Raw genomic sequence first — 14857 nt, 5'->3', positions numbered from 1 at the left:
GAACCGGTGACGGGGAGGCGCTACGTGTCTTGTTGAGGACCGAGGCTATCCGCAGGCAGTGGCCATCACGACGACGGATGGGCCCACGGCGATCGACGACTCGCGATCATAAAGAAAGCAAAACATATCGCGACACTGGCGATCGCAGCGATCTTCGCTGCGGGGCAAGAGGCTATACCGTCGGGCGTTCGTTCCGGATGCGAGCAACCACAACCGCATTGACGTTTCTTGCGGGGTCCATTTGGTGGTTTCCGGAGATAGCCAGAGCGGATTGCACCGTCAGCGGCATTAATGTCATCTGCACGAATGGAGATGACGTCCTTGTATTGCAGAGCCCGCAGGTGGCCACTGCAAGTTCTACCGTCAACGGTCAGCTTGGTAACGACACATTGACGCTGCAGGGCGTGGCAGTGCTGGACGCCAACCGATTCGTGAACTGGGAACGGATTGTTCTGGAGAACGCAACGCTCACCATGGCGCCCCACAATCAAGTCGATGGCATTCTGACGCTCGGCGATGCGGGTACCGGGACCGGCGAGCTCGTCATCGGTGTGGGCAGCACAGTATTTGCTGGCGGTCGAAACGCGGCGGTTCTGTCGTTTGACGGCACGGGGGTCACAGTTACCAACTTCGGAACCATCAGCTTGGTCGGAACCGACAATTCCGCAAAGGACGTCTTTGTCATTCAGGGCGACTACATTGGCGGTGTCGGCAGCAGCCTGTCTCTTAATACCGAACTGAAAGGCGACGGAGCAGCATCGGACAAGCTCGTGATCGACGGCGGAAACGCTTCGGGCAGCACCAAGCTCCACATCGTGGACGCCGGCGGCGGCGGCAAAGCGACAACCGGGAACGGTATATTGGTCGTGGAGGCAATTAACGGCGGCACCACCGCTGGCGGGGCGTTCGTCCTTGATGGCCCTGTCGCCAAGGGGGCTTTCGAATACAACCTTTTCCGCTCAAGCAAGGACGGCAGCGGCCTCGACAATTGGTATCTGCGTACGGAGGGAGGAAGCGAGGCCCCCTGTGAACCGGAGGACGGCAGCGGTGACAGTGACGGCGACGGCGGCGGCAATGGCGGCGACGGCGGTGGTGGCGGTAGTGGCAATGGCGGTGGCGGTAGTGGCGAGACAATCGGTCACGAGGGGGCGTTTCGACCCGAAGTCGGACTGTATACCAGCAGCCCGCAACTCGCTCTGAGATACGGTTCGATGCTTCTTGACACGCTCCACCAACGCAAGGGCGACGACAAGGCGGCAGGCAGCGGCATGTTGAACGCCTCTGGTCCACCGTATGTCTGGGGCCGCACAATCGGCAGGCACGGCTATGAGCGTTGCGCGGTCAATCGCGGCAAGCAGCTGGATTACAATCTGTTCGCCTTTCAGGGCGGCATCGATCTCTACAGTGCTGAAGGTGCAAATGGTGCGAGTGAGATGGCGGGCATTTATGCTGTCGTCGGCAAGGGCCACGGCGACAGTAGTCTGTTCGGGGCATCGGTTGGTTCCAACAGGTTGAATGCCTACACGCTCGGCGGCTATTGGACGCATTACGGCAAGGACGGCTGGTATCTGGATGGCCTACTGCAGGGTACATCGTATGATATCAACGCCGATTCTGATCGACCGTATTCGATTTCGCCAAATGGTCTCGGCTTTGGCGCCTCTATCGAGGTAGGCTATCCACTTCATCTTGAGGACGGATGGATTATCGAGCCGCAAGCTCAGGTCAGCTACCAACACATTTCCATCGATGATGCGAGCGACTCTGCTGCGACCGTCAGTTTCTCTGACGTAGACAGCTTGCTCGGCCGGGCGGGCGGGCGCCTCGTCAGGATCTGGGATCTCAAGCCGGAGGAGGTAAATCCTCTGCCATTGACCGCGTGGTTGCGCGCAAGTTTTGCCTATCAGTTTCTAGAGACACCGACGATCGGATTCTCGGCGGACGGGGAGTCACAACCGTTCAAATCCGATTTTTCCGGTCCCTCTGTGATACTGAATGCTGGTCTCGACACAAGTCTCCGCGAAAATGTCTCGCTTTATGCCAATGTGGACTATCAGATCGAATTTGACGATCTCGGCCAATCGATCGGCGGTGAGATCGGCCTGAAAATGCGCTGGTGATGGCGTCCGCCACGTCAAACGGAACTAGATCCAGCCGATCAGTCCGTTGTCCCGATCGATCTTCAGGATGCGATCCTGCGGAATTTCGCCCTCGGCAGCCTCTTCCTTGGGCCAGGAGGCAATTGTTCTGAAAAGGGCGCGGATGACGCCGCCATGCGTGACGCAAACCGTTGGTTTGTCGACAGAATTCAGCCAGGATGCCACGCGCCAGGACATGATTTCATAGCTTTCCGCGTCGTCTCCCGGCGGAATGAAATCCCATTTGTTGAGATTGCGTTCGGTGACGCGGTCGCGGGCTGTGGCCTTCAGTTCCTTGATCGTGAAGCCTTCCCAATCGCCGAAGGAAACCTCGACCAGGCGCTCGTCCGTTCGGTAGTCTTTTGATGGGAGACCCATCGCTTCGCGCATGATCTCCATGGTGGCACGGGTGCGCGCCAGCGGGCTTGCGACGAATTCGAAGGGGATTGCCTCGACCTTGAGGATCTCGGCGAGGTCGATACCGTTCTGCCAGGCCTGCGCTCTGCCGATGGCATTAAGCGGGATGTCCTTCTGGCCTTGCAGGCGACGTTCTGCGTTCCAGTCGGTCTGGCCGTGTCTGACGACGTAGATAAGCAATGATCGGCTCCGTTTAGGGCACGCAACCCCTTAATCGCTGTCGCGAGGAAAGGGGTCGCGAGCGCGACGCAGCAAAGAGTGCGATCAGTCCTTTATGACGGAAATGTCGGGCGCGTCTACCGCCTTCATGCCGATGACGTGGTAACCGCTATCAGCATGGTGGACTTCGCCCGTAACCGAACGCGAGAGGTCCGAGAGCAGGTACAGGCCGACATCGCCGACCTCTTCGATCGTCACCGTTCGACGCAGCGGCGCATTGTATTCGTTCCACTTCAGGATGTAGCGGAAGTCGCCGATGCCGGAAGCTGCAAGCGTCTTGATCGGGCCGGCGGAGACGGCGTTGACACGAATGTTCTTCGGCCCGAGGTCGACTGCCAGGTATTTGACGCTGGCTTCGAGTGCAGCCTTGGCAACGCCCATGACGTTGTAGTTCGGCATGACCTTTTCGGCGCCATAATAGGTAAGCGTCAGCATCGAGCCGCCGTCCGTCATCAGCTTCTCGGCGCGACGCGCAACCGAGGTGAAGGAATAGACGGAGATCTGCATCGTCTTGGCGAAGTTGTCGGCCGACGTATCGACATAGCGGCCCGTCAGTTCGTCCTTGTCCGAAAAGCCGATCGCATGAACGATGAAGTCGATCTTGCCCCACAGCTTTTCGACGTGGTCGAAGACCGCATCGATGGTCGACTCGTCGCTGACGTCGCAATGTCCGGCAAGAACGCCGTTTACCTCTGCAACCAGCGGCTCCACGCGCTTCTTCAGCGCATCGCCCTGGTAGGTAAATGCGATCTCGCCGCCCTGTGCATGAATAGCCTTGGCAATACCCCACGCAATCGAACGATTGTTGGCAACGCCCATGATGACGCCGCGCTTGCCTGACATGAGGCCTGTTGCCTGAGCCATATTTCGCCCCCTAAGGAATTCTGATCGGTCCTGCCTATGGCATAGGCTGCTAATCGGTTCAAGATTGGCAGCAATCATCAACTGTTAGGGATCGTAACAAAGGGTGCGCTTGTCACCAAAATTTCACAGAAACAGCCCGTTCTTCATGCTTCGCATCAGATCGGTGACTTTGTCGTCGGGTTTTTCCCACAACATAATGCGCAGCTCGACGACGAGATCGCCCTTGCCGCCCTCGGCGTTTGTCAGCCCCTGACCCGGAATCCGGATTGTCTTGTCAGAGCCAGACCAGGCGGGAACCGTGACGGTGACCGAACCATTGGGGCCATCGATGCGTGCCTCGCTTCCCAGGACGGCGTTTTCGATCGTCACCGGCAAAACCGTATGCAGATCGAAACCGTTGACCGTAAACCGTTCATCGGGAGCAATGTGGATGTTGATGACGGCGTCGCCGCGTTGCATGCCGGTGAGCTTGTGTCCCTGGCCCTTGAGCCGCACCTGATGGCCTTCCGTCGTGCCTGTCGCCAGCGCGAATCCGATGTCGCGACCTTCACCGAGGTCGACTGTGACCCATCCGCCCTTGATGACCTCGTCGACGGTGACGGTCTTTGTCACGAATTGATCCGGCGCCTTTTCAGGCACGGCAGCGCTGCCGCCGGTAAAGCGGCGAACGAGCGAAGTCAGCAAGCTAAGTGGTTGCATGACCGCAGAAGCCTGCGCGGCGGCCTCCTCCGCGGCCTGCTGCTGTTCAGCCTCGGCTTTGCCGGCATCCGGCTGTTTGTCCGCGGTCGCAGCCTCCGCTTCCGGCCGCTTCGGAGCGCCGGCGGCAAAGCCCTGGGCGCGTCCGCCGCCGGCCGCGGTGCGCGCCTGCGTGCCGAATATGCGTTCGATCATTTCTTCCGGCGGCTCGGCCGCGCCGGTCTTCTGCTGCTTGGCGGCATCGGCCGCAGCCTTTTGCGCGGCGGCGCGGGCAAGCTCTTCCATCACGCGCTCTGCATTGGCTTGCGCTGCTTTGGCACGCACGGCGGCTTCGCGAGCCGCCTGGCGCTGCTGCATGATCGTACCTTCGTTGGCCTTGGCTTCGGCCATGCGGGCGGCATTATCGAAGAGGCTCCGTTTCTTCGGATCCTTCAACGTTTCATAGGCGCGGCCGATCTCCGCAAAGCGGGCGCTGGCCGTCGGGTCGCCCTGATTGTGATCAGGGTGAACCGCCTTGGCCATGTTGCGCCAAGCTGCCTTGATTTCGTCCTGCCCCGCGTCCCGCTTGACGCCCAAAATCTTATAAGGATCGCGCATGTCCCAAACCGCCGGTGTTCCGATGCGGTGTGCTTGTTCCTCTGCCTAGCACCCCGAAGCCTCTCATTCGGCGCCCGAGTTCATCTTAAGGAGGAAACCGAGCGCATTTGAGGGCGGATTGTGGGGAGAAGTTGCTAATCAGTTCTTATTCGACGTGGGAGACGTCTCGCTTTTGTGCCGAATGGTTAGCCTTTTGCTAAACATCAAAAGAGAACGGCGTGTGCGTTAAGCGTGCCCCGTGTGGCGTTCAGCTTTCCGGCTGGAAACTCATGAGTTGCCAATTGCCACCGCCGACGAGACAGGTCTTGCCGTAGAATTTTGCAATGCCGACATAAGAGTGGCGCGTCGTGCGGAACTGGCGGCAAACCTGGCCGGAATCCGTATCCTCGACGATCGTATCGATGACGCCGGCGCTGCCGGTCGAAGCGTTGGCCCAGGGGAGGGGGCGACCCTCCAGCCGCTGGATGTCGGCTGAGGTCACGGCGTTGCCGACGGTCATTTCGTCGGAGATCGAGTCGCTCGTCGGCGCGGGCTGCGGCACGGTGCCTGTCGCGACCGACCGATCGACCTTGGAGCTGCTGAAGAGATCCAGACCGCTGGAGACGCAGCCGGAGAGAGAGAGCACCGCCATACCGACGATGCAGAAGGCCGCGCTGCGACGCAGCAGACCCTTTGTATCACGATCTGACTTTGCTATGACTTCCACCCTGCGTCCTGTCCGGTAGCTAAAAGCTGGGCAAACTTTGAATAAACCCGGGGCATTTGAGCTAATATGTCGGCAAATGAGTTAATAAGCGGTGACTTCACCGAGCGAAACGAACCGTTCGATCTTTTTGCCGATTGGCTGAAGGAGGCGGAGGCTTCCGAGATCAATGACCCGAATGCGGTAGCACTTGCGACGGTCGACGAGGACGGCCTTCCCAATGTCCGCATGGTTCTCCTTAAGGGATTCGATCACGAGGGCTTTGTCTTCTACACGAATTTCGAGAGCCAGAAAGGTGAGGAGATCCTCGGGCAGAAGAAAGCCGCCATGTGTTTCCACTGGAAAACGCTGCGGCGGCAGGTTCGCCTGCGCGGGCCTGTGGAAATCGTGACGGACGAAGAAGCCGACGCTTACTTCAAGACACGAGCCCGCGGCAGCCGAATCGGCGCCTGGGCATCGAAGCAGTCGCGGCCGCTGGAGAGCCGTTTCGCGCTTGAGAAAGCTGTGGCCGAATACACGGCGCGCTACGCAATCGGGGAGATCCCGCGTCCGGCGCATTGGTCGGGCTTCCGGATCCGTCCGGTGTCGATCGAATTCTGGAAGGACCAGAAGTTCCGCCTGCACGATCGCATCGAGTTTCGTCGGTCGTCGCCGGAAGGCGACTGGACGAAGGTCCGCATGTATCCCTGATCGGGGCATGAGCAGGCGCGCTCAAGGCCTGTTTGGTGTGAATCGGAACGGAATGCCGGAAGCGAGACCGGACACGTACCGTACGTTTTGATAGAGACCGTTGATCGAGAGCCTCGGCAGATAGGTGATGCTGCCGAGCGAGCGCTGGGTGACGACGCCGGGCTGTGTGGTCACCGCGATATCGAAACCGACATCGCGCGCGATCTCTGCCTGCCTGCGCATTACCGCCTCGCGCGTGCCATAGGGGTAAGCGAAGGAGCCTGGCAGGTCGCCGGTGATCGCAGCAACATAATCGCGGGACGCCTGCATCTCGTCGCGAACCTCCCGGTCGGAGAGACGCGACATACCCCTATGGCTGATTGTATGCGCACCAAGCGAGGCCAGCGGGCTGGCCTCAACGAGATTGAGTTCCGCTGGTGTCATGACGAGATCGTCGACGATTTCGTCCGGGTCAATTTCGTGTTTTCGCGCCATCAGGTCGATGGCTGCGACGGCGGCGCGTTCGTCCTGTCGATGAAGATGGTTGGCGATGCGCGCGAAAACGCGCTCCTTTGCATCGGTCGTCGCGACGTCGAGCATCTCGTGGCCGCTGCCGAAATCGAAGCCGATCTTCTCCTCCTTGCATAGAAGCGCTGCAAGCGTCTCCCACCAGATCGTATGCGTGCGTTCGGCGAAACCCTTGGTGACGAAGACGGTGAAAGGCGCCTCGTGCTTTTCGAAGATGGGCAGTGCGTAGACAAGATTGTTGCGGTAGCCGTCATCGAGCGTGAAGGCGGCGAAGGGTTGATTGGACCCGGTTTGCGAAAGCAGTGCCGGGATCTCTTCAAGCGCCACGAAGCGATAGCCGTCGCTCTTCAAGCGATCGAGAACGAGATCGAGAAATTCCGGTGTGATTTCCAGATGCGCATTCGGCTCGAACACGGCTTCTTCGTGAGGACGGACATGGTGGAGCGTGAAGATGGCGCCAAGTCCGCGAGCACCGCGCATCACGCCAGCTGCGCGCAGGAGATTGGCAGTCTCAAGACCGCCTGCAATCGCAATCCGCTTCGCAAGCCTTTTGATGCTCGCCGTCATCTCATTCGCCCGCTGGTTTCCGGAGCGGCGAAACTAGCAAGCCCGAGGTTAAGTCTTGCTGAATGAGGATTTTTGAGTGTCCTCTTTACGCGATTTTCACTATGAAGGATAAAACTCGTCAAAAATCATACCAGTCGCCGCAAAGTCGCGCCACATTGGCGGCTTCTGTAGCGGAACGGGACAAATCCGAATGGCGCCGGCTATTCGTTCATCGAGGGGAATTGCATGAAAAAGCTGTTGGCCGCGATTATGACCGCGACGCTTGTCGTTGCGGCGCCGTTGACGGCGATGGCAGGCAGCGCCTCCCTGATCCTGGATGCCCGAACCGGAAAGGTGCTCAGCGCCGAGAATGCCGACGTGCTGAACCATCCAGCCTCGCTGACAAAGATGATGACAATCTACATGGCCTTCGAGGCGATCAACCGCGGCAAGATCACCTGGAACACGCCGCTCGTCATGTCGAAATACGCCGCTTCGCGTCCGCCGACGAAACTCGGCGTTCGCGCCGGTGATTCCATCACGGTTCGCGACGCGGTCCTCGGCATGATCACCAAGTCGGCCAACGATGCCGCCGCCGCCATGGCCGAGAAGCTCGGTGGGTCGGAAAGCAACTTTGCCAGCATGATGACGCAGAAGGCACGGCAGCTCGGCATGAGCCGCACGACTTTCTATAACGCTTCGGGTCTCCCGGATGGCCGGCAGGTTACCACCGCACGTGACATGTCCACGCTCGCCGTGGCGCTCATGCGGAATTACCCGAGCGAATACCGACTGTTCTCGACCGCGAGCTTCACTTTCCGTGGGCGCACGATCCGCGGCCACAACAATCTGATGTACCGCTACCAGGGCATGGACGGCATCAAGACCGGCTATACGAATGCCTCGGGCTTCAATCTGGTCAGCGCCGTGAAGGATGGCGACCGCCGCGTCGTTGGTGTCGTGCTCGGCGGCCGCACCGCCCGCAGCCGCGACGACAAGATGGCCGGTTTGCTCGACAAGTATCTCGGCCGTGCGTCCTCGTCCGGCGGCGCGCGGCTCGTCGCAAGCACGAACGCTCGCCAGTCGGTGGAAGTCGCTTCCGCAGCGGATGATAGCGACATGCCGGTCCCGGAAACCGCGCCCCGCACCAATGAGCTGTCGCCAAAGGCGCTGGGCTATCTGAGCGAAACGACAGTACCGATGGAGCGTCCGTCCGCTCTTGCCGGCATTGCCAGTGTCGGCAAGCCCGCCGCTAAATCCGCTGGTGCGCCGGCGGCTTCCGGTGACTGGCAGATTCAGATCTCAGCGGCATCGAGCGACGATGCCGCCCGCGCCCTTCTTGCCCAGGCCAAGGCCGAGGGTGGTGCGGCCCTGAAAGCCGCGTCGCCCTATACCGAGGCTGTCGGCAATGGCGCGAACAAGGTCTATCGCGCTCGCTTCATCGGCTTCCAGAGCCGAGAGGCGGCTGCATCTGCCTGTGACGCCCTGAAGCAGCGTTCCTACGACTGCATGCTGCTGCCCGATCACGGCTGATCCATCTCGACTTTCCGACAGAATCAGGGTTCTCCTTTGTAAACAGAAGGAGAACATCATGCTGAATGATCTCGCTGAAAAGTTCGAGCGTGCTTCACGGAACTATGCCGATGCCAACGGCATCGAGCGCGACGCAGACTGGTTTCTGCTGAAGCTTCAGGAGGAAATCGGCGAGCTTACCCAGGCTTGGAACCGCGTCAGCGGTAGAGGACGCCGGAAGGGCCGATCGGATGAGGAACTGGTGCGCGATCTCGCTGACGAGGCGGCGGACGTGCTGGGCCACGTCCTTCTTTTTGCCCACAGGAACGATCTGGATCTCTCGGCGGCGATCAAGCGCAAATGGCTCTTCCAGCCGGAGCAGGCCTAGACGTTAGGCCGCAATGATGCTGCGTCGATAGAATTTGCTGTCCACAGCCATCAGGGGAAACGACCGCGGCAGCTCGCCTCTCGAAACTTCGCCGAATCCGTTCTTTTCGTAGAACCGATGTGCTGCAAGGAATTTGTCCGTGGTTCCAAGGAAGACGTCCTTGATTCCCTCGGTCTCCGCATGTGCCAGCAGTTCCGCCAGAAGCCTTGCCGCGACGCCGTGTTCGTGGCCGCGTACGTCGGCCGCGACAAACATCTTGCGCAGTGCCGTCTGATCGTTGCCGATGTCCTTCAGCCCGATCGTGCCGACAATCTGACTGTTGCGCACGGCGACCCAGAACTGACCCTTCCCGGACTGATAGAAGTCAGAGATGGAGGAGAGGTCCGGCTGATCGTCGGCTGTGATCTCTATCCCGAATTCTTCGCGCTGGATCGGCAGGATCACCGAGAAAACATCATCGACATCGGAACCAACGAAAGGTCTGATTTCAATTTCGCTCATCGCCGCTTCTCGTTCTCGACTAAGCCTTCGTGCCGCCCACGGTGATCTGATCCATCCTGAGGTGCGGCTGGCCGACCCCGACAGGAACCCATTGACCGGCCTTGCCGCAATTGCCGATACCGGTGTCGAGCTGCATGTCATTGCCGACCATCGAAACGCGCTTCATGGCCTCGGGCCCGTTGCCGATCAGCATCGCGCCCTTGATTGGGGCGCCGATCTTGCCGTTGTCGATCAGGTAGGCCTCTGTGCAGCCGAATACGAACTTGCCTGACGTGATATCCACCTGACCGCCGCCGAACGAGACGGCATAGATGCCCTTCTTGACGGAGGAGATGATTTCCTCCGGCGTCTTGTCGCCGCCCAGCATGTAGGTGTTGGTCATGCGGGGCATCGGAACGTGTGCGTAGCCCTGTCGACGTCCGTTGCCGGTCGGGGCCATACCCATCAGGCGGGCATTCTGCCGGTCCTGCATGTAGCCGACGAGTTTGCCGTTTTCGATCAGCACGTTGTAGCCGGACGGTGTGCCCTCGTCATCGATAGTGATCGAGCCGCGGCGGTTGTCGATCGTGCCGTCGTCGACGACGGTCACGCCGGGTGCCGCGACCATCTGGCCGAGAAGGCCGGCAAAGGCCGACGTCTTCTTTCGGTTGAAATCGCCTTCGAGCCCGTGGCCGACCGCTTCATGCAGCATGACGCCTGGCCAGCCGGAACCGAGCACGACGTCCATGGTGCCAGCCGGCGCCTCGATCGCCTCCAGATTTACCAGCGCTTGCCGCAAGGCTTCGTCGGCGCCGTATTGCCAGTTGTCCTCGGCGATGAAATCGCCAAAGCCGATGCGGCCGCCGCTGCCGTAGGAGCCGCTCTCCTGACGATCGCCTTCGCCCGCAATGACCGAGATGTTGATGCGAGTCATCGGGCGGATATCGCGAACGCAGTGACCGTCGGCGCGTAGAATGTCGACGACCTGCCAGCTGGCGGCGATCGACGCGGTGACCTGGCGCACCTTGGCGTCCTTGCCGCGGAGATAGGCGTCGATGTCCTGCAGCACCTTGACCTTCTCCTCGAAGGTCGGCGTGCCGATTGGGTTCTCGTCGGAATAGAGCTTCTTGTTGGTCCGCTGGGGAGCCGCCGCATAGCTGCCGGAATGACCGCGGGTGACGGCGCCAACCGCATCGGCCGCTCGCTTCAGGGCGGCAACCGAAAGGTCGCCCGCATGCGCGTAACCGACGGCTTCGCCGGCAACCGCGCGCAGGCCAAAACCCTGCTCGGTGTTGAAACTGCCGCCCTTCAGGCGCCCATTGTCGAACATCAGCGATTCCGCCTGGGCGTGTTCGATGTAGAGCTCCCCGTCATCAGCGCCCGAAAGCGCCTCGGCAACGAGCGAGCGCATCTTCGCTTCGTCGGCATCGAAAAGCGTGAGGAGATCCGTATTCATGTCTTTATGCTCCGCTGAAGCAGGAATGCTCTCAGCCGATGTAGGTCCGGTGGACGGTTCGAGCAAGCCCCGAAAAATGAGAAGGTCAGGGGAGGGCGTCGTAGCCTTCGGCGAAGCCCTTCAGATCGACAGGGATGCCGATCCCTTCTTCCGGGGTCTGGAAGACGATGAAAGTCGCACTGGCACCACTGCGGAAGGTCTTCAGCAGTTCGTCCTCGAGAACAACCTCTGCATAGCAGCCATCGGCGAAGCAACGGACGAAATAGGCCCGGCCGATATCCTTGCCATCGACATTGAGGCCGAGGCCGTTCGGCAGGAGAACGCCGAGCGGTGCCAGAACGCGCAGGATCTTCGACTTGCGGTCCGCGGTCTTCAGCACGACAACGGAGAGACCGACTTCAGGCCGATCCTCGGCGATGACGTTCTGCATCAAGGCGCACTGCTCAGTCGAGGCGCCAGCCGGCTTGTCGCAGACCACCGACCATGCGCCGTGGTTCGACTTTACGGTGCCGGGTGCCTGCGGCTGCGTCTGGCCGGGCGTTGCCTGCGTCGCCGGAGCTTGGGGCGCGGGCTGTGCCGGCGCGGGCTGCTGCTGGGCGAAAGCGGGAGCAGTCGCCGCGGCCGCAATGCACGCTGTCAGCACGAACGGCCGTGCGAGGGAACGGAAACCCATGAAAACCTCTGCAATTCGAATCAGTGCCGCTAAGTTGGGGCGCGCCACCAAAAATGAAAAGCCCCATGCGCTGAAAAGCCGGGGACTACGGCGGAAATGGGACGTTTATCCGAGAATGTTGGTGGGATGGCACGGTCGCAAGCGATATTTCACCGATTATAACGAAAAGATGGAATGTTTCGTTATGGTTGGATCAGCCTGGCTGAAAGCGAAAATGCCGCACGAACAAACGCTTTGGGCTGTTGCGATCAATGACAAACTGTGGTTTGAAGCGCTGAGATGGCAAGGATTCTGTGCGTGATTTTGCGCAGATCAGCGCTCGAGGGAGATTTTAACGTGATTAAGAAGGCTTATGCAGCTCTGACCGCGCTGGTCTGTCTGCTTTTTGCTTCCGGCAGCTATGCCGACCAACCGATGCCGTGGCAGGCGACGTTGCAGCCGGCAGCCACGCCGATCATGCGGGACATTCATTGGTTCGAACAATATACCCTGTGGTTTGTCGTTCCGATCACGCTCTTCGTTTTGGTCCTTCTTATCGTCGTCTGTCTCAAGTTCCGCGCCGGCGCAAACCCGGTGCCGTCCAAAACGAGCCACAATACGATGATCGAAGTTGCCTGGACCGTGGGACCGGTCCTCGTGCTTCTCTTCCTCGCTGTGCCTTCGTTCAATCTCTTGACCGCCCAGCTGACCTTGCCGGAAAATCCTGACGTCACCATCAAGGCGACCGCGACGCAGTGGCAGTGGAATTACGAATATGAAGGCTCGGGCGAAAACCCGCTCGCCTTCGATTCCTTCCTGCTTAAGGATGCCGACCGCGCAGCCGCCGGCAAGGAAGACAAGGCGATCTATCCGCGCCTGCTGACTGTCGACAACGAGCTTGTTCTGCCCGTCAACAAGACTGTCCGCGTTCTCGTGACCGCTGCCCCGACCGACGTCATTCACGCATTCGCCATGCCGTCCTTTGGCGTCAAGATCGACGCCGTTCCGGGTCGCCTGAACGAAACCTGGTTCCGCGCCGAGCGCGAAGGCCTATTCTACGGCCAGTGCTCCGAGCTCTGCGGCAAGGATCATGCGTTCATGCCGATCGCCATCCGCGTCGTTTCCGAGGACAAGTACAAGCAGTGGCTCGCCGGTGCGGCTACCGATCTGCCGGGCGCGTACAAAACACTCATGGCCGCAACCGATGGTGCCGCAGGGACCGTCAACGTTGCCGAAAACGTGGCTAAGTAAGGGAAGAGGGAACGGGACATGGCTGGACCTTCCGCACACGACGATCATCACTCGCATGATCTTTCTCATGGCGCGCACGCCCATGACGACCACCACGATCACTCGCACAAGCCGAGCTTCGTCAATCGCTGGTTCTTTTCGACGAACCACAAGGACATCGGCACGCTTTACCTGATCTTCGCGATCATCGCCGGCATCATCGGCGGCGCGCTCTCCGTTGCCATGCGCATGGAGTTGCAGGAGCCGGGCATCCAGATCTTCCACGGTCTGGCATCGATGGTCTACGGCTATGAAGGCGACGCCGCTATCGACGGCGCCAAGCAGATGTTCAACATGTTCACGACAGCGCATGCGCTGATCATGATCTTCTTCATGGTCATGCCGGCGATGATCGGCGGCTTTGCCAACTGGATGGTGCCGATCATGATCGGTGCGCCTGACATGGCGTTCCCGCGTCTGAACAACATCTCGTTCTGGCTGATCGTTCCGGCTTTCCTGCTGCTTATCCTGTCGATGTTCGTTGAAGGTCCTGCCGGCGCTTACGGCGCAGGCGGCGGCTGGACGATGTATCCGCCGCTGTCGAGCTCGGGTACGCCGGGGCCTGCTGTCGATCTTGCGATCTTTGCGCTCCACATCGCTGGTGCGTCCTCGATCCTCGGTGCGATCAACTTCATCACCACGATCCTGAACATGCGCGCTCCGGGCATGACACTGCACAAGATGCCGCTTTTTGCCTGGTCGGTGCTGATCACCGCCTTCCTGCTGCTGCTGTCGCTTCCGGTTCTCGCCGGCGCCATCACCATGATGCTGACCGACCGCAACTTCGGCACATCCTTCTTCGTGCCTGAGGGCGGCGGCGACCCGATCCTTTACCAGCACCTGTTCTGGTTCTTCGGTCACCCGGAAGTCTACATCCTGATCCTGCCCGGCTTCGGCATCGTCAGCCACATCATCTCGACCTTCTCGCGGAAGCCCGTCTTCGGCTACCTCGGCATGGCCTACGCCATGGTCGCGATCGGTGCCGTCGGCTTCGTCGTCTGGGCTCACCACATGTACACCGTCGGTCTGTCGCTCGATGCGCAGCGCTACTTCGTGTTCGCAACGATGGTCATCGCCGTTCCGACGGGCGTGAAGATCTTCTCCTGGATCGCGACGATGTGGGGCGGCTCGATCAGCTTCCGCACGCCGATGGTCTGGGCGATCGGCTTCATCTTCCTGTTCACCGTTGGCGGCGTCACGGGTGTTCAGCTCGCCAATGCCGGCCTGGACCGTTCGCTGCATGACACCTACTACGTTGTGGCCCACTTCCATTACGTTCTGTCGCTCGGCGCAGTCTTCGCCATCTTCGCTGCCTGGTACTACTGGTTCCCGAAGATGACCGGCTACATGTACAACGAGTTCATCGGCACGTTGCACTTCTGGGTCATGTTTATCGGCGTCAACCTGGTGTTCTTCCCGCAGCATTTCCTTGGCCTCGCGGGCATGCCGCGCCGCTACATCGACTACCCGGATGCATTTGCCGGCTGGAACTATGTTTCCTCGATCGGCTCCTACATTTCGGCCGTCGGCGTATTGATCTTCCTGATCGGCGTCTTTGAAGCCTTCGCCAAGAAGCGCGTTGCCGGGGACAATCCGTGGGGTGAGGGCGCAACGACGCTCGAATGGCAGCTGTCTTCTCCGCCGCCGTATCACCAGTGGGAACAGCTCCCGCGCATCAAGTAAGATGCGAGAAATTGCGACC

The 14857-nt window shown here is 60.1% G+C and carries 15 protein-coding genes; 7 read left to right on the top strand and 8 right to left on the bottom strand.

The window, feature by feature from the left end; translation table 11 throughout:
- The first annotated feature begins 341 nt into the window (after positions 1-341).
- A complete protein-coding gene (locus ATY80_RS22560) occupies positions 342-2120 on the top strand; it encodes an autotransporter outer membrane beta-barrel domain-containing protein (protein WP_189637241.1) in 1779 nt (592 codons plus the stop codon).
- Positions 2121-2144: 24 nt separating this feature from the next.
- On the opposite strand, the gene ATY80_RS22555 is transcribed toward ATY80_RS22560, so the two are convergent.
- The 4 genes from ATY80_RS22555 to ATY80_RS22540 all read right to left on the bottom strand — a co-directional run bounded on the left by ATY80_RS22555 (position 2145) and on the right by ATY80_RS22540 (position 5637).
- Positions 2145-2735, bottom strand: a complete 591-nt coding sequence (locus ATY80_RS22555; protein WP_088694542.1) for a histidine phosphatase family protein — start codon at positions 2733-2735, stop codon at positions 2145-2147.
- Between the two features lie 84 nt (positions 2736-2819).
- Positions 2820-3638 (bottom strand): enoyl-ACP reductase FabI, encoded by an 819-nt coding sequence (gene fabI / locus ATY80_RS22550; protein WP_007793163.1) that lies wholly within the window; start codon positions 3636-3638, stop codon positions 2820-2822.
- Positions 3639-3761: 123 nt separating this feature from the next.
- Positions 3762-4931: a DnaJ C-terminal domain-containing protein gene (locus tag ATY80_RS22545; RefSeq protein ID WP_088694541.1), complete on the bottom strand. Its 1170-nt coding sequence runs from the start codon at positions 4929-4931 to the stop codon at positions 3762-3764.
- 247 nt (positions 4932-5178) lie between these two features.
- Complete coding sequence (locus tag ATY80_RS22540) at positions 5179-5637, bottom strand: RT0821/Lpp0805 family surface protein (RefSeq protein WP_088694540.1); 459 nt, start codon at positions 5635-5637, stop codon at positions 5179-5181.
- A gap of 66 nt (positions 5638-5703) precedes the next feature.
- Between ATY80_RS22540 and pdxH the strand changes: the two genes are divergently transcribed.
- Positions 5704-6324, top strand: coding sequence for a pyridoxamine 5'-phosphate oxidase (gene pdxH / locus ATY80_RS22535; protein ID WP_088694539.1), 621 nt, complete (start codon positions 5704-5706; stop codon positions 6322-6324).
- 21 nt (positions 6325-6345) lie between these two features.
- On the opposite strand, the gene ATY80_RS22530 is transcribed toward pdxH, so the two are convergent.
- Positions 6346-7398 (bottom strand): polysaccharide deacetylase family protein, encoded by a 1053-nt coding sequence (locus ATY80_RS22530; RefSeq protein ID WP_088694538.1) that lies wholly within the window; start codon positions 7396-7398, stop codon positions 6346-6348.
- 225 nt (positions 7399-7623) lie between these two features.
- Here ATY80_RS22530 and ATY80_RS22525 point away from each other — a divergent pair, with 225 nt between their 5' ends.
- On the top strand, positions 7624-8910 hold the full coding sequence (locus ATY80_RS22525) for a D-alanyl-D-alanine carboxypeptidase family protein (RefSeq protein ID WP_088694537.1): 1287 nt from the start codon (positions 7624-7626) through the stop codon (positions 8908-8910).
- Positions 8911-8968: 58 nt separating this feature from the next.
- Positions 8969-9277 (top strand): pyrophosphatase, encoded by a 309-nt coding sequence (locus ATY80_RS22520; protein WP_088694536.1) that lies wholly within the window; start codon positions 8969-8971, stop codon positions 9275-9277.
- Positions 9278-9280: 3 nt separating this feature from the next.
- On the opposite strand, the gene ATY80_RS22515 is transcribed toward ATY80_RS22520, so the two are convergent.
- The 3 genes from ATY80_RS22515 to ATY80_RS22505 all read right to left on the bottom strand — a co-directional run bounded on the left by ATY80_RS22515 (position 9281) and on the right by ATY80_RS22505 (position 11886).
- Positions 9281-9778 (bottom strand): GNAT family N-acetyltransferase, encoded by a 498-nt coding sequence (locus ATY80_RS22515; protein WP_088694535.1) that lies wholly within the window; start codon positions 9776-9778, stop codon positions 9281-9283.
- Between the two features lie 19 nt (positions 9779-9797).
- Positions 9798-11213: a metalloprotease TldD gene (gene tldD, locus ATY80_RS22510; RefSeq protein WP_088694534.1), complete on the bottom strand. Its 1416-nt coding sequence runs from the start codon at positions 11211-11213 to the stop codon at positions 9798-9800.
- An 85-nt stretch (positions 11214-11298) separates the two neighbouring features.
- Positions 11299-11886 (bottom strand): invasion associated locus B family protein, encoded by a 588-nt coding sequence (locus ATY80_RS22505; protein WP_007793136.1) that lies wholly within the window; start codon positions 11884-11886, stop codon positions 11299-11301.
- Here ATY80_RS22505 and ATY80_RS28730 point away from each other — a divergent pair.
- The 3 genes from ATY80_RS28730 to ctaD are packed head-to-tail and all read left to right on the top strand — an operon-like array spanning position 11885 to position 14838.
- Positions 11885-12187, top strand: coding sequence for a hypothetical protein (locus ATY80_RS28730; RefSeq protein WP_141105584.1), 303 nt, complete (start codon positions 11885-11887; stop codon positions 12185-12187). The genes ATY80_RS22505 and ATY80_RS28730 overlap by 2 nt on opposite strands.
- A 35-nt stretch (positions 12188-12222) precedes the next feature.
- Positions 12223-13116, top strand: coding sequence for a cytochrome c oxidase subunit II (gene coxB / locus ATY80_RS22495; RefSeq protein ID WP_189637240.1), 894 nt, complete (start codon positions 12223-12225; stop codon positions 13114-13116).
- A gap of 18 nt (positions 13117-13134) precedes the next feature.
- A complete protein-coding gene (ctaD, locus tag ATY80_RS22490; RefSeq protein ID WP_088694531.1) occupies positions 13135-14838 on the top strand; it encodes a cytochrome c oxidase subunit I in 1704 nt (567 codons plus the stop codon).
- The last annotated feature ends 19 nt before the right edge of the window (positions 14839-14857 follow it).

It is taken from the genome of Rhizobium sp. R711 (genome assembly GCF_002211365.1).
In the GTDB taxonomy this organism is placed as follows: Bacteria; Pseudomonadota; Alphaproteobacteria; order Rhizobiales; family Rhizobiaceae; genus Rhizobium.
Note: the sequence above shows the minus strand (reverse complement) of the source record. Positions and strands in the feature narration are given on the sequence as shown.

What these genes read in the sequence shown, in the direction of transcription:
- fabI (WP_007793163.1), bottom strand. Translation starts at nt 3,638, where the DNA reads ATGGCTCAGGCAACAGGCCTCATGTCAGGCAAGCGCGGCGTCATCATG.
- ATY80_RS22545 (WP_088694541.1), bottom strand. Translation starts at nt 4,931, where the DNA reads ATGCGCGATCCTTATAAGATTTTGGGCGTCAAGCGGGACGCGGGGCAG.
- pdxH (WP_088694539.1), top strand. Translation starts at nt 5,704, where the DNA reads ATGTCGGCAAATGAGTTAATAAGCGGTGACTTCACCGAGCGAAACGAA.
- ATY80_RS22530 (WP_088694538.1), bottom strand. Translation starts at nt 7,398, where the DNA reads ATGACGGCGAGCATCAAAAGGCTTGCGAAGCGGATTGCGATTGCAGGC.
- ATY80_RS22525 (WP_088694537.1), top strand. Translation starts at nt 7,624, where the DNA reads ATGAAAAAGCTGTTGGCCGCGATTATGACCGCGACGCTTGTCGTTGCG.
- ATY80_RS22520 (WP_088694536.1), top strand. Translation starts at nt 8,969, where the DNA reads ATGCTGAATGATCTCGCTGAAAAGTTCGAGCGTGCTTCACGGAACTAT.
- ATY80_RS22515 (WP_088694535.1), bottom strand. Translation starts at nt 9,778, where the DNA reads ATGAGCGAAATTGAAATCAGACCTTTCGTTGGTTCCGATGTCGATGAT.
- tldD (WP_088694534.1), bottom strand. Translation starts at nt 11,213, where the DNA reads ATGAATACGGATCTCCTCACGCTTTTCGATGCCGACGAAGCGAAGATG.
- ATY80_RS28730 (WP_141105584.1), top strand. Translation starts at nt 11,885, where the DNA reads ATGAAAACCTCTGCAATTCGAATCAGTGCCGCTAAGTTGGGGCGCGCC.
- ATY80_RS22505 (WP_007793136.1), bottom strand. Translation starts at nt 11,886, where the DNA reads ATGGGTTTCCGTTCCCTCGCACGGCCGTTCGTGCTGACAGCGTGCATT.
- ctaD (WP_088694531.1), top strand. Translation starts at nt 13,135, where the DNA reads ATGGCTGGACCTTCCGCACACGACGATCATCACTCGCATGATCTTTCT.